The sequence below is a fragment of the Bacillus sp. FSL R5-0712 genome (genome assembly GCF_038593285.1).
In the GTDB taxonomy this organism is placed as follows: domain Bacteria; phylum Bacillota; class Bacilli; order Bacillales; family Bacillaceae; genus Bacillus; species Bacillus safensis.
This window is the reverse complement of sequence record NZ_CP151981.1, coordinates 1,497,935-1,520,499: the sequence shown is the minus strand read 5'-3', so window position 1 is coordinate 1,520,499 and position 22,565 is coordinate 1,497,935. Positions and strand designations below refer to the sequence as shown.

The following is a 22,565-nucleotide window of genomic DNA, read 5'->3' as shown; positions in this document are numbered from 1 at the left end:
CTCAATTTCTTCGTTTATTATTTCAAAAAAAGAACGGCCTGTCAATCGTTATTTCTTAATGAATCGATAAAGGCTTGCATATCAGCTGGAATTGGTGCTGTGAACTCGATATATTCTCCTGTTCTAGGATGATCAAATCCTAAAACACCTGCATGCAGCAGCTGTCCATTAAAATCGACTGTTTTTCTCGGCCCATATTTCGGATCTCCTGCAAGAGGGTAGCCGATATATTTCATATGAACACGAATTTGGTGTGTTCTTCCTGTTTCAAGGCGGCATTCGACAACTGTGAAGTCTTTAAAGCGTTCAATCACATCAAAGTGAGTAACGGCTTGTTTTGCATTTTCTTTTGTGACCGTCATGCTTTGGCGGTCTTTTTTGTCTCTGCCAATTGGTGCATCAATTGTGCCTGTATCATGCTGGATAATACCGTGGACAACAGCCGTATACTTTCTTGTGACAGTTTTAGCCACCAGCTGATTGACGAGTGACTCATGTGCCATATCGTTTTTAGCGACCATTAACAGCCCAGACGTATCTTTATCAATTCGGTGGACAATTCCAGGACGCATCACACCGTTAATCCCTGATAAGTCTTTGCAATGTGCCATCAGGCCATTTACAAGTGTTCCTGACACATGACCCGGCGCTGGATGAACGACCATTCCTCGTGGTTTATTTACGACTAACACATCTGCATCCTCATAATAAATATCAAGATCCATTGGTTCAGCTTCTACATCAAGGGCTTCCGGATCTGGAATCTCCACTTTGATTTGATCTCCAGCTTGTACTTTGTAATTGGCCTTTACTTGTTTCCCGTTTACTTCGATCAGCCCATCTTTTACCCATTGCTGGACTTGGGTTCTTGACCATTCTGGTTCTGTCGTGCTTAGAAATTTATCTAGCCGTTCACTCGTTTGTTCTTCTGAAACGGCAATATTTACTTGATTCATGTAGTTGACTCCTTATTTTTCTTTCCATCTAACAGCATTTGAATGAAGAGCAGAATAACCCCTACACAGAGAGAAGAATCTGCAATATTAAAGATTGGGTAGTGATAATCCCCAAATACGAAATGAGCAAAATCAACCACTTCCTGACGGAAAATACGGTCGATAAAGTTTCCGATCGCTCCGCCAAGCATTAAGGCCAGCGCTACTCCCAGCAGCTTGTCCTTTTGTCCATGTTTTTGTAAGTAATAAACAATTCCCGCAATAACAACGAGTGTGATCACATAGAAAAACCACATTTGCCCTTGGAGAATTCCCCATGCGGCTCCTGAATTTCGGTGAGACGTGATATAAAAGAATCCATCAATGACTGGAACAGAATCACCGAGCATCATATTTTTGACAATGAGCCATTTTGTTAATTGGTCTAAACAAATGATAACGAATGCGATTATGTAATAGAACACACACGTTCCTCCATCTTCATACTTTGATCTTTAAGCATTTTATCAAGAAAACAGGAAGGAGTAAAGAAACTTTAGTTGACAGACAAAAACCTCCCTACATGTGGAAGGCTTCAAAATGAGAATCATTTGATTCGTAAGGATAAGGAGTGAATGCTTTTTTCTCGTATTGCTTATGATATAAAAAGTCGTCAGCCGTGCGGGCGGTAGGAAGAATACTCATTTGTTCAAGCGGAATCACATCTCCTGTTGCCTCACATATGCCATAGGTTCCTTGTTCGATTTTTGCAATAGCGAGAGACACATCTTGCAGCTCTTCTTTGATGTGATAAAGAAGCGTGGTCGTTTTGACCTCATTCAATGTGACATGCTCAGCGGGTGAACGAAATGATGCGTATTCAAACAGTTTAGATTGCAGCTCTTCTTTCATTTGAAGGAGTTCCGTGTAAATCGTCTCTAGATCGCCATTCATGTCGCTATTTCAACTCCTGCCTGTCGTGATAATCATATTGTTGCCCCGCCTGGTCACTTTAAAGCCATAAGATTTTTCCTTTCGTTCTAAAGGCTGTCATTTTCTCATAAAAGAAAACGCCCCGCATATGACGGGGCGCCAGCTTGTGATATCGCATTGTTAATTTTGGTAATATTTCTCCACGATTTCAGCATTTTTCAGCGACAATGTTGGGTATTTCGGATTTGCACCAACGTCTTTTGAAATAATGCGGGAACGTTCGCACAGTTCTCCTTCTGCTTTTTGAACCACAATTCGTCCTGATGCATATTCAGGCGCTGATGTATCTGCAAGCTGCTCATCTTCTACCGTTAATTCAGAGATGATAAAGAGCTGCTTCACATCTTCTTTAATGGATGCAAGAAGGTTTTTCACTTCATCTGTCGCATAAAGCGTCACACTTGCTTCAAGTGAACGTCCGATGACTTTCTCGTTACGCGCAATCTCCAGCGCTTTTAGCACATCGTCACGTACTTCCATAAAGCGGTCAAATTTCGCTTCTGTCGCTTCAGCTTGAGGAACTAGCGCACCTTCTGGCATATCTGTTAACTGAACACTTGGCTCTTCAACAAAGCTTAAGTGGCTCCATAATTCATCTGCGGTATGCGGAAGAATTGGTGCAGTCAGCTTCACTAAAGCCATTAATGTTTCGTAGAAGACCGTCTGCATGCTGCGGCGGTCTGGATGATCCGCATGCTCAATGTAGACGACATCCTTTGCAAAATCAAGATAGAAAGAGCTGAGCTCAATCGTACAGAAATTGTGAATCGCATGATACACGACCGCAAATTCGTAATCATCATAAGCTTTTTTCACTTTATCAATCAATTTGTTTAATTTGATCATGATGTATTGATCCACTTCGCGAAGCTCTTCTACCGGCACGGCATTAACTGCTGGGTCAAAGTCAAATAGGTTTCCATGCAGGAAGCGGAAGGTGTTACGGATTTTACGATAGACTTCTGCTACTTGTTTCAAAATATCATCAGATACTGGATGATCGGCTTGATAGTTGACTGAAGATACCCAAAGTCTTAGAATCTCTGCACCAAGCTGCTTCGCAACCTTCGTTGGATCAATCGTATTGCCTAATGATTTACTCATCTTACGTCCTTCTTTATCAAGCGTAAAGCCATGGCTTAGGACACCTTTATAAGGTGCTTTTCCAGTGACAGCAACTGCTGTTGATAATGAGGAGTTAAACCAGCCGCGATATTGGTCAGAGCCTTCAAGGTAAAGATCTGCCGGACGGACTAGGTCGTCTCTTTCTTCTAAAACGGCTTGGTGAGAAGAACCGGAATCAAACCATACATCCATGATATCCTGCTCTTTTGTGAATTCACCATTCGGGCTGCCTGGATGTGTAAAGCCTTCTGGCAATAGCTCTTTTGCTTCTTTTTCAAACCAAATATTCGAGCCATGCTCTCTAAATAATTGAGATACATGCTGAATGGTTTCGTCCGTGATGATCGGCTCACCATTTTCCGCATAAAAGACCGGAATTGGAACGCCCCATACACGCTGTCTTGAAATACACCAGTCACCTCTGTCACGCACCATATTGAACAGGCGTGTTTCTCCCCATGCTGGAACCCATTTCGTTTCTTTAATATTGTCTAATAACGCTTCTCTAAAATCTTTAATGGATGCAAACCACTGAGCTGTCGCACGATAAATCGTTGGTTTTTTCGTTCTCCAGTCATGCGGGTAGGAGTGCGTGATAAAGTCGAGCTTTTTCAGCGCACCTTTTGCTTCAAGCTGTTCTGTGATGGCTTTATTGGCATCCTCGTAGAATAGTCCTTCAAAACCAGGCGCCTCATCTGTCATCACACCTTTTTCATCTACTGGACAGAGCACATCAAGACCGTATTTCATACCGACAATAAAGTCATCTTCCCCGTGGCCTGGTGCTGTGTGAACACAGCCAGTTCCCGCATCAGTTGTCACGTGATCGCCAAGCATCACAAGAGAATCTCTATCGTAAATTGGATGTGCTGCAACGATTTTATCTAATTCTTTACCTTTTAATGTTTTCACAACTTCGTATTCTTCAAAGCCGAGTGTTTTTACTACTTGTTCAACCAGTTCAGATGCAACGACATAACGCTCAGCACCGACTTGAAGAACACTGTACTCTAAGTTTGGATGAACACAAATGCCAAGGTTTGCAGGAAGCGTCCAAGGTGTTGTTGTCCAGATAATGAATTGTTCGCCGTTTTCAAGAACGCCTTTGCCATCTTTTACTTTAAACGAAACGTAAATCGATGGTGAACGTTTGTCTTTATATTCAATTTCCGCTTCAGCGAGGGCTGATTCACTTGAAGGAGACCAGTTAACAGGCTTTAATCCTTTATAGATATAGCCTCTCTTCGCCATTTCACCAAAGACAAGGATTTGCTGAGCTTCGTATTCAGGCTTTAATGTGACATATGGATTGTCCCAGTCTGCTCTAACGCCTAATCGCTTAAACTGGCTGCGCTGACCTTCAATTTGCTTCCAAGCATACTCCTCGCATAGTTTGCGGAATTCTGCTGTAGACATTTCTTTGCGTTTGACTTTTTTATTTTTAGTAAGAGCTGTTTCAATTGGCAGCCCGTGTGTATCCCAGCCCGGAACATACGGTGCATGATACCCGTTCATTGATTTAAATCGGACGATAAAATCTTTTAGGATTTTATTAAGTGCATGCCCCATATGAATGTCACCATTCGCATATGGAGGTCCATCATGCAAAATAAACGTCGGGCGTCCTTTAGTCCGCTCTAAAACCATTTGATAGATGTCTTTCTCTGCCCACTCCTCTTGGATTTCAGGCTCTTTGTTCGGCAAGTTCCCTCTCATCGGGAATTCTGTTTTCGGCATTAATAAGGTGTCTTTGTAGTTCATACCCATTCCTCCACATGCAAATTCTGATTAAAAAACAATAAAAAAAGCCCTCTCATCCCATAAGGGACGAGAAGGCTTGTCTCGCGGTACCACCCTTTTAGACAAGCGATATGAAAGAGCCGCTTATCCACTCTAAAATCGTAACGTGATCAGACGCCTTTTCTTACTGTTTTTTTCAGAAAAGGAACTAAAGGGGTGATCTCATTGCAGCGTCTCGTAATGTCAGGCTTCCACCATCCCTGATTCGCTTTATTACGCATATGACAGCTGCGAGTGTCCCTTTCAAACGTTTATCTCTTGTTAATTTATGATGGTATTATATGCAACATGAGCACGTCATGTCAAGATGATGCGCTTATTCTTTTTCGTCAAAGACAGCGTCTACTTCATATTCCAGTAAATGATCCCAATCGTCATTTTTCAGAAGATCAAGCTGTGCTTCGATGAGCATTTGGAAACGAGTTCTAAAGACCTTCGACTGTTTCTTCAGCTCTTCGATTTCCATTGCAATTTTTCTTGATTTTGACAGCGCTTCGTTGATAATACGGTCTGCATTTTTCTCTGCTTCACGAATAATCAATTTTGCTTCTTTATCAGAATGGCGCTTTACGTCTTCTGCTGCTTCCTGCGCCACAAGAATCGATTTGTTTAATGTCTCTTCAATTGTTGCAAAATGACCTAGTCTTTCGTCAAGCTCGTTTACTTTGTCTTCAAGCTCATTCTTTTTACGAAGTACGATCTCATAGTCTTTACGTACTTGGCTTAAAAACTCGTTTACTTCATCTTCATCATAGCCGCGAAAGCTTTTTGTGAACGTTTTATTATGAATATCATTAGGTGTTAATGGCAACCTCGCCACCTCCAGATTCAAGTTCGTTATGTCAGAAGCTCAAATGTTACTTTGAATTTATCTTTTTTGGTCTTCCCATCAATCGTTTTGAGGCTAAAGCGGCCAAATCCCCGAACAGAGAGCTGATCGCCTTCACCGATTGTAAAAGAAGGGTCCTCTGTGACTTTCCAATTGACTTTGACAAGCCCATTTTTGACTAAAAGCTGTGCTTTTTGCCGAGACTGACGGCTGACAGCAGCACATACAGCATCAAGCCGAAGTGAAGAAATGGTATCTTCTTTGATATCAGTCTTCATGATCACTGGCTTTATTTCTGCCTGCGTGATTTCCTCTAATGAAACGGCTGCTCTGCCGACATGAGTCAGCTGCGCCCGCACAAAATCGGCGACATCACTTGTACAAATAAACTGCACATCTTCCTCTGAAAATAATAGATCTCCGAATTTTTGACGCTTCAAGCCTGTCCCAATCAATGAGCCGAGAAGCTTCGGGTGTTCTAAAGAAATAAACTTTTTCGCATAGTTCACCTGAAAATATGACAGCTCAACATCTTGAATAGAAGGTTCTAAATAATCAGGATAAATGAGGGCTCTTTTGCGCTCCGCTCCCTCATACCCGCCAAAAAACATGATCCCAAGTTCTTCGCCATGCTGGATGACCGACTCAGTAATAAATTGCTCACGCGGATCAAGGAAATCTGTTAATTTCATTCGATATTGGTCGAGTGCGATTTTTTTCCAGCCTAACACTTGGTCGACAAATGGCTGTTCGTCTTTTCTAAAATGCTGATAGATATCGCTCATTTTGTTCCCCTCTTATGTAAAAGAGCCTGGCAGTGCCAAGCCCGGCAGCCTGTTTACATGAAGCGCACAATCATATTGTAAAGACCAGTTAGTCCATATGATGATGCAAAACGAATCACAAGCAATGCCACAATCGGCGAGATGTCAATCATGCCGATTGGCGGAATAATTTTACGAAATGGTTCTAAATACGGTTCGCAAATATTTGTCAGAAAACGGCCAAACACAGTTTCTCTTGCAGATGGCACCCATGACATAAAGATGTAAATAATAATCGCGAATGAGTAAATCGTTAATACCGTTCCTAAAATATTAAAAATGAAATTTAGAATCACTATGATTTACCACCTCTGAGGTTCTTCCTCTGTCAATAGCTCTGATATTGTACCAGATACATCTACATTATCAGGTGTGCAGAGGAATATATTCGAGCCAATACGCTGGATGTCTCCACCGATTGCATAAACGGTTCCGCTTAAGAAGTCAATGATTCGCTTTGCTTGATCATGCTGAATGCGCTGCAAATTCACGACGACTGCACGTCTGTTTTTAATATGGTCTGCAATCTCCTGCGCCTCTGCATAAACACGCGGCTCACTTAACACCACTTTAGAGGATTTTTGCACGCTTTGCAAGCTGACGACATTTTGTTTTCCTGTCTGCGGGCGATCTTGAAATGCTGCTTTGTCCTTCGTTCCTTTTTCTTCTTGAACGGGTTCTCTTTCTTCATCAATATATTCGTACTCATACTCTTCATCGTCGAGAGTGAAAAAGCTTTTAAACTTATTTTTTATGCTCATGTCACGCACCTCCTGTTTCATTTCCAACAAGTGAAGAGCCAATCCGAACGAATGTCGCACCTTCTTCAATTGCGATTTCAAAATCATTTGACATGCCCATCGATAAATGCTGACAAGGTGCATTTACTTGGTTAAGATGTTTTACTTCTTCTCGAAGATTTTTTAATGTTTTAAAACAGTTGCGAATCACAGTGTGATCATCTGTAAATGGAGCCATCGTCATCAGTCCAGCCACTTCAATGTGTTTGAAATCTGCCAGCTGCTTTACAAATGGAATGACTTCTTCACTTTTCAAGCCGTGTTTTGACTCCTCAAGTGATGTGTTCACTTGTACAAAACAGCGAACTGTGTGATCCGCTCTTTTTTCAATTTCATTCGCAAGAGACATCCTGTCGAGCGAATGTAAGTAGTCAATTGACTGAATGACAGATTTCACTTTTCGTGTTTGTAAACTGCCGATGAAGTGCCAGCTAATGTTTTCATCGGTTATGGCCGCCTGCTTTTCAAGTAACCCTTGGTCACGATTTTCACCAAAGTGCATAATTCCTGCTTCTTTAGCTTCTTGTGCTCGTTCAATTGAGACATACTTTGTCACAGCGACGACCGATACATCTGCTGGTTGTCTACCGGCTCTTTTACATGCTTCGTTTATTTGTTCATTTATTTGTCTGAGATTCTCTCGTACATTCAATTGCACTTATGCCTCCTTAAACCCGACAAAAGACATCATACGTCCTGTTTTCCCTTGATCACGCCGGTGTGAGAAGAAAAGCTGATCATTGCAGCTTGTGCACATCGAACTGACATGTATGTTTTCTTCCTTTATTCCTGCATGAAGCAATACGTTTTTGTTTAATGTTTTCAAATCAATTTTATATTGTCCTGGTGAAATCTCGGAATACACATCCTCTGTTGAAAAAGGAAGCTGTTTCACTTGATCCATGACTGCGTCATCGACTATGTAGCAGCAGCTGCCAATGGATGGTCCAATGACGACTTGAATATGATCGGCCTTGGCATCTTCTTGGCTGACCCATACATCAACCATCTTTGCACCAATTTGCTTGACGGTTCCTTTCCAGCCGGCATGAGCCGTTCCAATTAATCCGTTTTCCGGAGCTAGAAAATAAAGCGGAACACAATCAGCGAAACAAAGAGCGAGCATCATGTTCGTCTCAGACGTATATAAACCGTCTGTACCAGGCAGTGCCTCATGATAATGAAGACTTCCTCTTCCTCTTTGCTCCTTGGTGACTTTCAGGATGCGATCCTCGTGTGTTTGGTCTGCAAACACCCAATCAGAGAGCGGCACAGCAGCAGCATCTGCTATGACTTGACGATTCATTTGAACACTAGAAGCATCATCTCCTACATGGAGTCCAGTGTTCAATGATTGATATGGAGGTAGGCTGAAGCCGCCGTTTTTTGTGGTAAACCCGGCCAATACCTCTTTACCAGAACATGTCATGTTCGTCCAATCATGAATGGTCATTGCATATGGTGATTTCTGCTGAAAGGGGTCATATTTGTATGTCAAAGCTGCCTCCCACCTTTCATTCATCTCTCTTTATTTCGCTCCTATTTTACCACAAGACATGCATAGACAGTTAGTGGGATTCATTAAATATTACACTCAAATGTGCCCTTTCTGCAGTTTTTTTTACAAATTGATATGAAAACGTAATCTTTTTACCCGAAAAAGACATTGTTTGCTAAGAATGAAGAGTTTGTTTTAAGGAAAAATTGAATGATTCATTGAGGAATTATACGAATTAAGAAGACAAGCGGACAAGTATCACATCTTCGCCAATTTTTACTATATTTCGCCATGGGACAATCATTTCCTCTTCTTTTCCGAAAAATCCCATCATTTTACCTGTACCGCCAATAATAATCGCTTGGATTTTGCCGCTTGTGACATTAATATCAATGTCCCCAATGGTACCTAATTTTTTCCCGCTGGATACATCGACGACATCCTTGATTTGGAATTCAGAAATACTGATCATCTGTCCTTCCCCGCCTTTCGTTTTCTACTATAATATGTATGATGGAAAAGCAGGGAAGCAGACCAATAGTTTCTTTTATCTACAATTTGCTTAAATGCGGACGGCCATTTCTCCACATGACATCTACCGGACATTCAAAAAAAGAAGAAAGCAGGCCGCTTGTCATCATCTCTTTTGTTTCTCCTTGATCAAAAACCGATCCATTTTTTAATAATAAGGTATGCTGAAAAACAGGCAGAATCTCCTCTGCATGATGGGTCGTATAGAGCAAAGTAGGCGCATCAGGCTTAGCTGCAATAAATGAGATGGTCTCCAGCACTTGCTCTCTTGCTAAAAAATCAAGACCCGTCACAGGTTCATCTAAAATCAAGAGCTGCGGATCATTCATTAAAGCCCTCGCAATCAAGACTTTTTGCTTCTCTCCCTGTGAGAGGGTTTCATATGTTCTGTTGGCATATTTGAATGAACCAAACGCTTTTAATAGATCAATGGCTTTCTCTCTCATTTCATCTGTCGGGGTCTCATAAAGCCCGATAGAAGCAAATGCGCCGCTTAAAACAATTTCAAAAGCATTGTCGTCTCTGTGCAATTTCTTTTCAAGTCCCGCTGAGATGAGACCAATTTTCCTCCTGAGCTTTTCACCAAGAGCTTCCTTGCCAAAGACATGCCCCAGCACTGTCATCTCGCCTGAGGTGGGGAAATAATAGGAGCAGAGCATATTTAATAAAGCGGTTTTTCCCGCACCATTTAAACCGTAAAGCACCCAGTGTTCCTGCTTATTTACCTGCCAGTCAACAGACTGCAGCAGCCATTTCCCATTTCTTTTTAATGAAACATTCTTCAATTCAAGTGACACCATAACTTCCTCCTGAGTAAAAATTCTGAATATACAAATAATGAATGTTTACAGCATATCGTAAATGCTCTTTCTGGTAAACCTCATATAAAAAAGCTGTTCCAATTTAGGAACAGCTTTTTTTACAAGGTTACGAAATTTCAATTCGTACGCCTTCTTTTATATCAGGAAACGTGTGCGGGGATGCAAATACAGCTCCTGGTAATACATCATCAAACGGCTCTTGGAAGTAGATCGAAATATGGCCGAGCTCTTTAAAGTTGTCATTTGCTTTATTGCCTAGGGCTGTGATCGTGTACGTTTGATCGCCCACTTGAATGGTTCCGCCTAGCTTCAGCGGCTCTTCTTCTAGATGTTCGAACTCATGAATGACAGACATATCTCTTAATTCCTGCGGCGCTGCGGGTCCAAATAAAACAATCAGCTTATCTTCTTTAAATTGCGGGACTAAGATCCCAATTTCTTTTACGACAGATTGTGTTACCATGTATCTCGATTCCTCCTTTAATACGTTTAATACATACCGAAGCTGGCAACGTATGCGATCACAACAGATAGAACCCCTGTAATAAGACGGCTATACAAAACAGCTGGTACCCCATATTGTACCGTTTCCGGCTTCGCTTCACCAAGTGACAGCCCCACTGGAATAAAATCACACCCTACTTGACCGTTAATGGCAAATAGTGCTGGAAGTGCAAATTGAGGCGGAATGTTTCCTAGTGCAATTTGACTACCAATCAGAACACCGATGACTTGGGCAATGACTGCTCCAGGTCCTAAGACAGGTGATAGGAACGGCAGTGTACAGACCACAACAAGCAGTAAGAGCCCCCAAAGAGATCCTGCCAAAGGTGATAGAAAATGGGCAATCAGATCACCGATTTTTGTATAATTGATAATTCCAATTAACATACTGACAAATGCCATGAATGGAATAATGTTTTTCAAAAGCATATCAACAGAATCACGGCCAGCCTGGTAGAACGTACCGGTGACTTTCCCGATTCCGCGTGAGAATCTCATCAGGAAATTGCCTTTTTCCTGCCGCTCAATATTTTCCTCTTTCAGCTTTGCATACGTTTCTTTGAAATTCTCTTTATCAATCGACTCACTGTTTTCCTGACCTTCTGCTTTCGCCTCACCATCAGATGCTTCTGCATAGGAAATATCTTTTTCTGTTACGCCTGATACGAAGATATCTTCTGTAATATGTTTAGCAAGCGGCCCAGAAGGAGAGGATGCCAAAACGTCTACAGTTGGAATGCGTTTCATTGGATAAAGTCCGATTCGCGCTGTTCCCCCGCAGTCAATGACAACACACATCATTTCATCTTCTGGTATAGAGTTTTTAAAGCCATCACATGCTTCTGTCCCTGTCATTTCTGCAATTTTACGTGCAACCGGGTGAATGCCTCCCCCTGTAATGGAAACAACCTTTCTTCTTTTACCAGTTGGTTCAAGCTCTAAGCCTTCTCCCCATCCGCCAGCACCTTTTGCAACAAATACTTTGTGGTTTGTCATGTCTAACCCTCCCCTATTGTGAATTCGCTTTCATTTTTCCTGCTAAATATTTTGTAATCCATTCAGTAATGATTCCGCGTAGCAAAATGACGACGATCCCGACTAAGAAGTAACGAACAGCAAGCTCTGACATTGAATATCCAGCTTCTTTAATCCCGTTCGCAATTCCTAAGTAGACAAATAGTTCTCCTGCGTTGGCATACGGGAACAGTGATGTCACCGGATGAACAAATGAAACAGCTGAATCATAGAATGCTGGTTTTTGTTTTTCAGGTAAGAAGCGGCCAAACGTATAAGCCATTGGGTTTGTCAAAATAAGAACAGATAAGATCGGCATTAACGTGTAGCGCAAAATGGTATATTTCGCTGCAAACTGAATGGCTCTATTCACTCGCTCTTCTCCAATAAATTTCATGACAGCATAAGTGAAAGTAAGTAACACAACAAGCGTTGGAACGATACCTGTAATCAGACCCATGAACTGCTTTCCGCCGGCTTCAAACATTCCGATAAAGTGCTCTCCAAACCATTGAATCCATTCCATGTTTCATCTCCCCTTTCTTTAGTTCACATTTGTTATATTTTTTTTCGAAATCGAGACAAGTGCCTGCTCAGCCGCCATGGAAAGTGCTTGCATGACAGCTGGCGCCTTTTTACGCTTTTTCAACGTTTTCTTCATCATGTGGTGCTCATCCAGCACAGCCCCTACATGCTTGCCTTCATATGCAGGGACTTCTTTAAATTTAGATAAGATCGACACGCCGCCAAGCACATGGCATTTTTGAATGATATACGATTCATCCACAATGATGAGCGCAATGGCCCCAGGGCCAACTTTGCGCCGTTCCATTCCTGAAAATAAGTGATAGCCTTGTTTCCCTCTGTAGTCATCAATTAGTGAGTCCATGCTTTTGCGGTAATACTTGATTTGAATAAAAGATAACCCATACTGCACGATGAGAATGATACAAAGTACGATTGCTAATTTTTCCATAGCTTCACGTCCTTATGATTGAAATAAGTGATCTTGTAATGAACGCAGCTTCCAGACGGTTGTGTTTGAATCAAGCTCTACATCATCATGAGTCAGGAACTGTCCTAATTTGATGTCTTTTTTCGCTACGACTTTTCCGCTGATTAAACCAATTGGAATGTGACCGTTCGTTTTCATGTCTTGATGCGTTTCAAGTACACCTCTTACGGAGTATCCGCCAATCCCGTCAAGTGATTCCCCTGCTTTAATAGCTCTTTTCGCAACAGCGACTGTTTCTGACACTGGTACACCAATAGGGTGGATCGATGAATCATGCTGTAAGACCGCTTTTGCGATGGTAACAGGTGTTTCAAGACTCGCTAAGTGGAAAGGACGGTAAAGCGTGTAGTGAGGACCTTTTCCAACTTTTAAGTAACGAAGCTCTTCATCTACTGGCTCTAGATCACTCTTGACGATAACGAATACGCCAGGAGCAAGTCCATTTACATATTCAACGACTCCGAAGTTATCGAGCACGCCGCCTTGTTGTTTTTGATTCAATTTATCTGCTACATTCTCTAAATTTGCTTCGACTCCGTGCATACCGACTTTATCTGGCAAAAGCCCTGTCGCGTTACTTAATAAGTTCATTTCTGCCATTGTTTTTGTTCCGTCTTGGAAGGCAGCGAGCATATGTGCACTCATATGTTTACTATCTGCTTCTGCTTTACACGTATCTGGATTTGCTTCTGGGAAGAATGGGTTGTTCTTGCCTTTCCCAGCAACGAGCACTTCAAGTCCCATTGTTTTTGCAAATTCATATAATTCTAGTGTTGCTGCCGGTTCGTCTCCAGCTGATCCAGAATAAACAAGTCCTGCATTTGTGAATAATTTATGCATCACCAAACCGATGGTAATATCAACTTCTACATTTAAAAGAACGAGATGTTTCTTTGAATTAAGCGCTTCCAAAGAAATGTTTGCTCCGACCTCTGGCACTCCTGTTGCATCTACGACAACTTCCACAAAATCTGATTGAATCACTTCTCTATAATCATTTGTGACGACCATTTGATGCGGCTTCGCATGCTGCTTGTAAAAATTCGCTGCCTTCTCTGCTGCACTAAGGTGAATATCACAAACACCTGCTACAATCATGCCTGGAATTTTAGAAATTTGTGAAATAAGTCCAAAGCCCATTTGGCCTGCCCCAATAATTCCTACTTTGATTGGATCTCCACTGCGTTCTCGAGCTAACAACTGTTGATAGATTGACATCTAAATCATCCTTTCAGGTTTTCTTGCTTCTCGGGTAGATTGCTAGAAAAATAATCTGAAACTTTTAACAAATGTTATAAAAATTAACAAAAATCTGTTTCTTGTAACATTTGTTATTTTATTTATCATTTGTTATGAACTTAGTTTATATGATGTGTCAACTTTGTGTCAAGATAAAATCAATAAAATTTTCAATCTTTTTGAGTCTAAAGACTCAAAAAAACTACCTAATCATATTAGGTAGTTACTTTAATAAGGCATCTCCTGTTCGTTCATCCGTAATTAATACATGAATTAATCCACCTTCTAAGGCTGCCCGGATCGCTTCAACTTTTTCTTCTCCTCCAGCGACACCAATGACTAGCGGGATTTCTTTCAACTTTTGCGGGCTTATGCCCATTACCCTGTCGTTCCATGGGTGAGGATACACTTCCCCTTGGTGATCAATAAAGTTATAGCAAATGTCACCCGCTACATCCTTCGCTTGAAGAATATCCTCCTCACCGCTTGTCATATAAGATTTCACCATCGTTGAATGCTGCGGAACCCCGCCAATCCCGACAACCGCAATATTTGATGATTCTCCTAATTCAATCACTTTTTTGATTGACGGCTGCCGTATCAGTACATCCTTCGCTTCTTTCGTATCAAGCATGACAGGCACATGTAAAAACTCACATTTAGATTTGAGTGCCTCTGTGCATCTCGCAATAATATAATTGGCATGGATATCAACATCTTCGTTTCCCACACCCCCGACAAGCGGAACAAATGTCACGGATGGGTAGTGCTGAATTGACGTAAGCGATTTCGCCATTTCATGCAAAGTGGTTCCTGAGGAAAAACCGATGACTTGTCCATCCTTCATGACTTTTAATAAAAAGCCTGCCGCCGCAGCGCCGATTCGGCTTTTTGTTGTTTCTTGGCTGAGCGTTTCCACACAGACGACTTCTCGCAGCCCGTATTTCCGCTCTATTTTTCTTTCTAAAGATCCATATTGTTGATTCATTTCATCATGAATAATGATTTCCACGATTCCTGCTTCACGTGCTTTTGCCAAATATTTCGATATGAGCGAACGGCTAACCCCAACAGCATCTGCTATTTTAGATTGAGTGGCGCCTTCTTCATAATACATATGCGCAACCTTAATGAGCAGCCTTCTTTCATCATGGAATGTCATAATAACCCTTCTTTCCGCTTAAGTGTTCCCTAACAAATGATATCTAAAATAACATTTGTTAAAAACAGATTAAATGAAAAAAATAACAGAGTCAATACTAGAGACGTGCTCTTTCCAAGAATGAAAAAAGCCGCACATGAAGCGGCGGCTTTAAAAGATGTTTTTATTCATTTGTTTGATGGCTGCTTTTTCAAGTCTTGAGACTTGTGCTTGAGAAATCCCGATCTCTTCAGCGACTTCCATTTGCGTTTTTCCTTGGAAGAAGCGTTTGCGGAGAATCATTTTTTCTCGATCATTCAATCTGCGCATTCCCTCTTTTAAGGCCAATTCCTCTACCCATTGTGTGTCTTTGTTCCGATCATCACTAATTTGATCCATCACATAAATCGGATCTCCTCCGTCATTATAGATCGGTTCAAACAAAGAAACAGGATCTTGAATCGCATCTAGGGCAAAGACAATTTCCTCATGAGGCACTTCCAGCACTTTGGCAATGTCTTCTGCCGTTGGCTCCTTGCTTGTCTCACTAATCAGCCTCTCACGAACCTGAAGCGCTTTGTAGGCAATATCTCTTAGTGAACGAGACACCCGAATTGGGTTGTTATCACGCAAGTATCGACGGATTTCTCCTATGATCATAGGGACCGCATAAGTTGAAAATCTGACATTGTGGCTTAAATCAAAATTATCAATTGATTTCATTAATCCGATACAGCCTACTTGGAAGAGATCATCCACATACTCGCCTCTGTTGTTAAAACGCTGAATCACACTTAAAACCAACCGCAAATTGCCATTGACTAGCTTTTCTCTTGCTGTATCGTCACCCTCATCTTGCAGCTGTCTGAACAATTTTCTCATCTCTTCGTTTTTCAGAACAGGCAGTTTGGAGGTGTCGACTCCGCAGATTTCCACTTTATTTCTGGACACTTTTTTCCCTCCCTACAGGAGCTGTTGTACAAAGTTCAGTATCTCCTTGGGATGGAAAAATATGCACGAGTGATGACGAGAATCATGAGAAAAGAAGTTGATTCCTTTGACAGCAAAGGGACAGAGCTTTTTAAAAAATTTTTTTAGACCATTTTGTTAAATTCTTTTTGTAATCGTTTAATAATTCTTTTTTCAAGTCTTGAAATATACGACTGGGAAATGCCTAGCATATCAGCGACATCTTTTTGGGTTTTTTCCTCACCGCCAACCAAGCCGAATCTAAGCTCCATGATCTGCTTTTCGCGGTCATTTAATTGTTCCAGCGCTTTTTTCAAAAGTTTTTTATCTACATTTGCTTCAATATCTCGTGTGATAATATCATCATCTGTTCCAAGTACGTCTGATAAAAGAAGTTCATTTCCGTCCCAATCAATGTTGAGCGGCTCATCAAACGACACTTCTGAACGAATTTTATTATTTCGGCGCAAATACATCAGAATCTCATTTTCAATACATCTCGAAGCATATGTCGCAAGCTTGATCTTTTTTTCTGGGTTAAATGTATTGACTGCCTTAATTAGACCAATAGTTCCAATACTAATTAAATCCTCAATATTAATCCCTGTGTTTTCAAATTTTCTTGCGATGTAGACCACCAACCGCAAATTTCTTTCAATCAGGATAGCCCTTGCTGTTTGATCACCTTTTGGTAATTTGACAAGCAGTTCCTGCTCTTCATCCTTTGATAATGGCGGCGGCAGCGCCTCACTACCACCAATATAATAAATCTCATCACTCTTAAGACCTAGCTTCATGAGGAGTTTATACCAGTAGTAAGTGAGTTTAAATTTTAATTTTTTCATCTTCTTCTCCCTTCTAAATGTCAAGTTGACCTCGTAAGATAAAAGACATCACCAAAACTTAAGACACCCCTTGGATGATTTTTCCGTCTAACATATCTGGATGAATGATGGATTGAAATTCCTGATCTGCTGATAAACCGCTCAGACTCATGCCTACAAAACACTTGGCTGGCTGGATCATATGCGTTTTTGAATAAATGATGACCGTATCTGGTTTTAAGCATAGAAGAAACCCGTGATCATGACCGACCGCTCGATATGGAACAAGTCTTAAACGGTCAAGAAGCGGAAATTGATCATCGAGCTTTTGCATCACTTCAACAGGATGAGACTGCTTCATAAGCTCTATAAATGGCTCTCCGCAAATGGCCATGAGTTGATCTGCTTGAACGATCATCACAGGTGTTTTCGTCATAGGATCATACAGCTGATTGCCAGAATCGACGAGTCCCTTTAAGCGGATGGTCTCTCCTTGAATGTGTATCTCCGCAAGGACTTGTTCATCAAACTGTCTTTTTTTCGCACCGACCTCTCCTAATCGTTTCTTTGAAAACAGCCAAATCGCAGGAAAGCCGGTTAAAACGAAAAGCCAGCTAATGGGATCACCAAAGCCATCATTTTGTGAAATCAGCAGCCCGTCTTGAATAACAGTATTGGTTTGTAAAAACGAATGAACCCCGATCATGCCTCCTCCCATCAAAAATGTGACAAAGTAAAAAGCAAACAGGTTTTGAAAAAAGAATCGAAATCTTTGAAATCCAAAAGTTGCAAGCACGATCAAGACAGAAAAAAGCAGTTTGCCTAGAGGGTGTGACACAAACATTGCAAATGGTGTAAAGAGCAAGAGAACAATGCTCGATCCAATCAGAGCTCCTAACATATATCGCCGTTTTTTTACTTGTCGTTTGAGAATAAATGCAGTGAGTAAGAGAAGCAATAGATCAAAACAAAAGTTTAACAGCCAAATCACATCTAAATAAATGACCACCTTCTGCTCCTTTCATCTGAAACAAAGAATCAAAAGCAGTACTTGCACTTGTTTGTACCAGTATAAAACAGCCAAGAGATGGAAGTCTGTCAATTCTTGTTGGGGATGATAGAGAACTTTTGGTGGATTGTTATTGTTTTTGTCGAGGAATGAGAGCACAAAGAAAGAGAGTGTGCTTCCGGACAAGCTTACAAACAATCATTCGAAACGAAAAAGACACGCTCCAAGGAGTCGTGCCTTTTTTAAGGGTTATTTTACATTGATATTTAATGTGCCTGGGGCCTTTTGTCGAGTAACATTTCCATAATCATCCCGCACAATTACTTCAATGACTGCACCTTTTGCTTTGGCGGTAGAAGTAGCTGTCCAGTAACCTTCATATGTTCCCTTGGCTACCTCACGAAGCGGCAGCTCTGTTGTATTTTGCAGCTTTGATCTCGCGTTTGTCAGCGGCATGTGAATGACAAACGTTGCGTCTAGCTTTTCTCTGCTGTTAAATGAAATTTTAACAGACTCACCTGATGATAGATTGACATTCTCTGCTGGTGTCAGCTTAGAAATCTCAGGCGCTTCGTATTGAACATCGATATCGACTTTTTTAGTCGTTTTGTTTCCTGCTGCATCTTTTGCTGTTACTTTGATCGTATTTTTCCCGTTTTCAAGCAGGATTCTTGCAGAATATTTCCCATCTTTTATTGCTGCTTTTTTTCCATTCACAGTGACTTGATCAAGATGATCATCCGTTACCTTTCCTTCTACAGTGAGTGATTCTTTGTTAGACTTTTCCCCTTTTTTTGGTGTATCTATCGTTAACACTGGGGCTGTTTGATCAATGATCACCTTGACTGATTTGGATTTTTTCGTTGCGCCTTTATCCGTAACAGTAGCAGCCGTGAATACATGCTCTCCGCTTGACACTGTAACCTTCTCTTTGAAAGCACCCGACTGATCTGCTTTCACTTTGGCAATCTCTTTATCGTTTTGATAGATCGCTACATCAAGCCCTGGAGAGGCTTTACCTTCGATCTCCAGTTCATCTTTGTTCGTGATCGTTCCAGCCTTTGGAGATGTTATTTCTGGCACATCTGCTTCATATTGGACAAGCGCACGAATCATATAATTTCCCTCTTCTTTTGGAGAAGGAGAAAAGGCACCGCTTGTCAGCTGCCAGCTTCTTTCAGCATTTGGTCCATCTTCATCTGTTGCAAGGCCTGGAGATTCCGTATTCTTTTTCGTTTGAATATAGACAAGATAGAAATCTCCATCCACCGTAATGGCTTGATCTTCTAAATCTACTTTTGTCCATTCACCATTACGCAGCGCATTCGCTTTAAAAGGTCCCGCAATTTTCTCACCTGGAGCGCCGTCCTTCCCAGAAGCATCATACACTTCAACCGCAAATTCATTCCCGCCAGGGGCTGGCCACTCTGTTGTCCAGAAACGGAAAAGCCCCCCTGTGACCTGTGCTTGTTTCTTCCCTTTTTCTAATGAAAATTTCACCGCCCAGCCATTACCAGGATCATAGAACGCCCGTGCATTTTCAGCTGTTCCGTCATCGTAGCCAATTTCGCCAGCAAAACCGATGAAAGGTTCCAGCTTGATTGCTTTTTCAAGCGGCTTTTCTGTCACATCGGCTGTAAACGAATATCCTTTAAACCCTTTCGCAAATACTTTGACTGTATATACACCGCTCAATGCCTCTAGAGAAAACTCGCCAGATTCATCTGTTTTCACCGGCTCAATTTTCGCATCCTCTACAAGATAAACCGTAGCATCCTTTACTTTTTCACCCGTTGTTTCATTGACAATTGTGCCAGATATCGTTCGTTTTTCTAGTGGCTGTAACGAGAAATTTGCCTCTGCCTGATCATTTGCAGGAATATTGACTTTTTGTGTGCGTGATTCAAAGCCATATGCTTCAGCTTTCACTGTAAATTCCCCTGCACCATGAGAAAGCTGATATCTCCCTGTCGCTTCATCTGTGTACGTGGACTTGCCGCTTTCAAGAACACTGATTTCTGCCTTCATCGGAAGAGCTTTGATAGATGGGGCATCTAAGCTTTTTTCCTTTTTCATCTGGACATGTTTTTCTTTTATTTTAGCAGGCTTTGCGCTTTTCGGATCGACGGGTTTCTTCTGCTCCTGTGCTGACTTTTCTTTTTTGATGACGCCAAGCTGTTTCTTTGCCTTTTGAGGCAAGGCTTGATCTGTTATTTTCACATCATCTAAATAAAAACCGTCTTTTGTCACACTGCCATCCGTTCTTAGCTGAAAAATAACTCTCACGTTCTGACCTTTGTAAGCAGATAAATCTACTTCTCCTTTTGTCCATCCACTTGTTTTGCCTGTGTAGGCTGCCACTTGGACAGCATCTTCCCCCTCAGGCTGCACATGAATATGCACATAGTCATAATTTGCTTCAAGGTCATGCCAGTATTGATATTGTAAAAAGGAGGAGCCTGACTCAGGTACAGCAATCATCGGCATAGATAAATGAGCATCTGTTTGATTTTCATAAGGACTGTCTAGGTTTGTGGCGTAGACATGATCTCCAGTAAAGGCTTGTTTCGGACCTGTGGTCGGCTTCCCCCACTGCCAAGGATCTTTTGTTCCACCACTGAACCATCCACTTGGCCATGCTTCAAAATCTTGCGAGTAGCCAGTCGTGATGGATGATTTAATCGGAATCGTATACGGTTCTGATGCGGCTTCATTTTCTCCAAAATCTTTCACAATCCATCGGTACGTGACGTTTTCTCCCTCAAGTTCTGGGAGCTGGACAACATAGGTCCCTTTTAAATGATTTCCATCCGTACGTTTTGCTTGCAGCGTCTCTCTTTTCCCTTGATCCACTTGATAAGTCAAGGAGACATTGGTCACAGCTACTTCATCTTCTGCTGTGATGCTTAGAGGTGTTGGTGTAGAGGCAAAAATTTCATTCGGTCCTTTATGAGAAAAAACGGGTGGTTCTGTATCTTCTCCTTCTTTTGTCACCTGTCCTTCAATCGTACCAATTCCATCTGTTAATGCTGTGATCGCTTCTTTTGCATCAACTAATCCTGCCCCATAGCCATTGTTAGGGGATTCCGGAAATTGCTGATCGGTCAGCGGCTTTGCAGTATCAGTGAGAATGTCTTCGATCTCTTCAACAGACAGATCTGACTGTACTTGGCGCAGAAGAGCCACAACAGCTGAAACATGCGGACCTGCCATCGAGGTTCCATTCCAGCCATCTTCATACCCTTTCCCAGGAATAGAAGAACGAATGTTTACCCCTGGGGCCGCAATATCTGGTTTCATGACGCCATATGGAGAGGGGCCTTGCAAAGAGAAAGAACCCAATTTGTTGTTTTGATCTGTTGCACCCGTCGCAAAGGCTTCCTGATAGTTCGCAGGATTTGCAATAGATCCCTCACCGCCAGGGTTAAATAAATCCGTATTGCCAGCTGAAAACTCTGGGAAGATGTCCGCTGCTCTCCAAGCATTGACCACATCTTTATACCAATCATCAAGACCGGGTCCACCGCCCCAAGAATTATTGACCACATCTGGCGCCTTTTCTGGATGTGGGTTTCCGTTTTCATCTTTTGGAGCTAAAATCCATTCACCTGCGTCAAGCAGATCAGCATCTGAACCACCATCTTCTGAGAAAGCTTTCACCGCGATCCATTTTGCACCTGGTGCGACCCCAATTTGATTCTCTCCATTTGGCTCAGAGCCAACCATCGTTCCCGTTACATGTGTACCATGCTCTAAATCATCGTATGGCGCTTCAGAACCTGTCGTTGCATCGTACCAATTGAATTCATGAGAAGGTTCATTCGGACGTGCAGGATCGAATCCGCGGTATTTTTCTTTTAATGCAGGATGATCCCATTCCACACCTGTATCAATACTTGCCACAACGGTACCAGTTCCGTCATAGCCTAACGCCCATGCTTCTGGGGCATGAACTTGAGAAATGTTCCACTCGATTCCATCTGCTGCTTTGATTTGTTTATTCTTCTTTGAAGTCTTCAAATCAACAGGACGATGGATTTGACGGATTTCATTTGGCAGCACTTGATCTACTTCTGGGAAGGAAGCCACCTTTTCCATAACTTCTTTCGTGCCTGTCACAGCGAGACCATTCACAATATAGTACGAATGAATATCCTTCACTTGCTTTTTCTTCTGTGCCTTTTGTAAATAAGTAAGCAGCGCTTCCTGCGTCTCTTCAGACGTCGCTCTTAGTTCTGATACGACAGCTGATCTTTTTGTGTACTGCGTTTTAGCAGCTGTTAACTTCTGTCTTTTGGCTTTTGATACAGCATCCTTCGCCACTTTTTTCACATTTGTTTGTTCCTTCATTTTGACTAAAAAGGTCACCTTGTCTTCTTGTTGAAACTGTTTCATTAATCTAGATGAGATCTTTGCTTTTACTTTCTTGGAGGAAACAGCGTCCTCTTGATATGAGGTAGAAGTCGATTTTGCTTGAACCATCCCAAAGCTTGTCATCGTTAAAGTACCAATCACCAAAAGACTCATCAAACGATAGCCGGCGGTTTTGCGAAACTTCATTTTCAATCAAATCCCTCCTCCTCAAATGGTCAAACAGAGTGTGGATCTCACTCCTCTCTTTCCTTTGTTCATGACAAGATTCATGGTGTTCTATTTAATGTAGTCAAATAAAGTTCATCATTTTGTCGCTTTTT

Annotated in this window: 22 protein-coding genes and 1 other annotated feature; all 22 genes read right to left on the bottom strand. The window is 41.7% G+C overall.

What is annotated here, in order from left to right; translation table 11 throughout:
• Window positions 1–41: 41 nt before the first annotated feature.
• Window positions 42–956, bottom strand: coding sequence for an RluA family pseudouridine synthase (locus NSU11_RS07585; protein ID WP_024426940.1), 915 nt, complete (start codon window positions 954–956; stop codon window positions 42–44).
• Window positions 953–1,420 carry a signal peptidase II gene (gene lspA, locus NSU11_RS07580; RefSeq protein ID WP_024424236.1) on the bottom strand — a complete coding sequence of 156 codons (468 nt, stop codon included), beginning with the start codon at window positions 1,418–1,420 and terminating at the stop codon, window positions 953–955. Before lspA ends, NSU11_RS07585 begins: the two co-directional genes overlap by 4 nt.
• A 94-nt stretch (window positions 1,421–1,514) precedes the next feature.
• Window positions 1,515–1,889, bottom strand: a complete 375-nt coding sequence (locus NSU11_RS07575) for a hypothetical protein (protein WP_024424237.1) — start codon at window positions 1,887–1,889, stop codon at window positions 1,515–1,517.
• A 159-nt stretch (window positions 1,890–2,048) separates the two neighbouring features.
• Complete coding sequence (gene ileS / locus NSU11_RS07570; protein ID WP_056766381.1) at window positions 2,049–4,814, bottom strand: isoleucine--tRNA ligase; 2,766 nt, start codon at window positions 4,812–4,814, stop codon at window positions 2,049–2,051.
• A 59-nt stretch (window positions 4,815–4,873) separates the two neighbouring features.
• Window positions 4,874–5,108: a binding site (T-box leader), on the bottom strand.
• A gap of 61 nt (window positions 5,109–5,169) precedes the next feature.
• The gene (locus NSU11_RS07565; protein WP_008344947.1) at window positions 5,170–5,664 is read right to left on the bottom strand and encodes a DivIVA domain-containing protein; all 495 of its coding nucleotides are present in this window, start codon (window positions 5,662–5,664) and stop codon (window positions 5,170–5,172) included.
• A gap of 26 nt (window positions 5,665–5,690) precedes the next feature.
• The gene (locus tag NSU11_RS07560; protein WP_056766379.1) at window positions 5,691–6,467 is read right to left on the bottom strand and encodes an RNA-binding protein; all 777 of its coding nucleotides are present in this window, start codon (window positions 6,465–6,467) and stop codon (window positions 5,691–5,693) included.
• A gap of 53 nt (window positions 6,468–6,520) precedes the next feature.
• Complete coding sequence (locus tag NSU11_RS07555) at window positions 6,521–6,802, bottom strand: YggT family protein (protein WP_024424240.1); 282 nt, start codon at window positions 6,800–6,802, stop codon at window positions 6,521–6,523.
• A 6-nt stretch (window positions 6,803–6,808) separates the two neighbouring features.
• On the bottom strand, window positions 6,809–7,267 hold the full coding sequence (gene sepF / locus NSU11_RS07550; protein ID WP_024424241.1) for a cell division protein SepF: 459 nt from the start codon (window positions 7,265–7,267) through the stop codon (window positions 6,809–6,811).
• A gap of 1 nt (window position 7,268) precedes the next feature.
• Window positions 7,269–7,958, bottom strand: coding sequence for a YggS family pyridoxal phosphate-dependent enzyme (locus NSU11_RS07545; RefSeq protein WP_056766881.1), 690 nt, complete (start codon window positions 7,956–7,958; stop codon window positions 7,269–7,271).
• 6 nt (window positions 7,959–7,964) lie between these two features.
• A complete protein-coding gene (pgeF, locus tag NSU11_RS07540) occupies window positions 7,965–8,804 on the bottom strand; it encodes a peptidoglycan editing factor PgeF (RefSeq protein WP_235183640.1) in 840 nt (279 codons plus the stop codon).
• Window positions 8,805–9,039: 235 nt separating this feature from the next.
• The gene (locus tag NSU11_RS07535; RefSeq protein ID WP_008344958.1) at window positions 9,040–9,276 is read right to left on the bottom strand and encodes a YlmC/YmxH family sporulation protein; all 237 of its coding nucleotides are present in this window, start codon (window positions 9,274–9,276) and stop codon (window positions 9,040–9,042) included.
• Between the two features lie 79 nt (window positions 9,277–9,355).
• Entirely contained in the window at window positions 9,356–10,132 is a 777-nt protein-coding gene (locus NSU11_RS07530; RefSeq protein WP_024424244.1) for an ABC transporter ATP-binding protein, read from the bottom strand.
• A gap of 130 nt (window positions 10,133–10,262) precedes the next feature.
• Entirely contained in the window at window positions 10,263–10,619 is a 357-nt protein-coding gene (locus NSU11_RS07525; protein ID WP_007499733.1) for a PTS glucitol/sorbitol transporter subunit IIA, read from the bottom strand.
• A gap of 26 nt (window positions 10,620–10,645) precedes the next feature.
• Window positions 10,646–11,656 (bottom strand): PTS glucitol/sorbitol transporter subunit IIB, encoded by a 1,011-nt coding sequence (locus tag NSU11_RS07520; RefSeq protein ID WP_024426936.1) that lies wholly within the window; start codon window positions 11,654–11,656, stop codon window positions 10,646–10,648.
• Window positions 11,657–11,669: 13 nt separating this feature from the next.
• Window positions 11,670–12,200 (bottom strand): PTS glucitol/sorbitol transporter subunit IIC, encoded by a 531-nt coding sequence (locus tag NSU11_RS07515; RefSeq protein ID WP_024424246.1) that lies wholly within the window; start codon window positions 12,198–12,200, stop codon window positions 11,670–11,672.
• 18 nt (window positions 12,201–12,218) lie between these two features.
• The gene (locus NSU11_RS07510; RefSeq protein WP_024424247.1) at window positions 12,219–12,650 is read right to left on the bottom strand and encodes a transcriptional regulator GutM; all 432 of its coding nucleotides are present in this window, start codon (window positions 12,648–12,650) and stop codon (window positions 12,219–12,221) included.
• Window positions 12,651–12,662: 12 nt separating this feature from the next.
• Window positions 12,663–13,907 (bottom strand): SAF domain-containing protein, encoded by a 1,245-nt coding sequence (locus NSU11_RS07505; protein WP_056766377.1) that lies wholly within the window; start codon window positions 13,905–13,907, stop codon window positions 12,663–12,665.
• A gap of 244 nt (window positions 13,908–14,151) precedes the next feature.
• On the bottom strand, window positions 14,152–15,090 hold the full coding sequence (locus NSU11_RS07500; protein ID WP_056766375.1) for a sugar-binding transcriptional regulator: 939 nt from the start codon (window positions 15,088–15,090) through the stop codon (window positions 14,152–14,154).
• Between the two features lie 150 nt (window positions 15,091–15,240).
• On the bottom strand, window positions 15,241–16,020 hold the full coding sequence (sigG, locus tag NSU11_RS07495) for an RNA polymerase sporulation sigma factor SigG (RefSeq protein WP_024424250.1): 780 nt from the start codon (window positions 16,018–16,020) through the stop codon (window positions 15,241–15,243).
• A gap of 143 nt (window positions 16,021–16,163) precedes the next feature.
• The gene (sigE, locus tag NSU11_RS07490; protein WP_007499746.1) at window positions 16,164–16,883 is read right to left on the bottom strand and encodes an RNA polymerase sporulation sigma factor SigE; all 720 of its coding nucleotides are present in this window, start codon (window positions 16,881–16,883) and stop codon (window positions 16,164–16,166) included.
• Window positions 16,884–16,941: 58 nt separating this feature from the next.
• Window positions 16,942–17,871: a sigma-E processing peptidase SpoIIGA gene (gene spoIIGA / locus NSU11_RS07485; RefSeq protein ID WP_056766373.1), complete on the bottom strand. Its 930-nt coding sequence runs from the start codon at window positions 17,869–17,871 to the stop codon at window positions 16,942–16,944.
• A 249-nt stretch (window positions 17,872–18,120) separates the two neighbouring features.
• Window positions 18,121–22,431, bottom strand: coding sequence for a S8 family peptidase (locus NSU11_RS07480; protein WP_235566715.1), 4,311 nt, complete (start codon window positions 22,429–22,431; stop codon window positions 18,121–18,123).
• Window positions 22,432–22,565 lie beyond the last annotated feature (134 nt).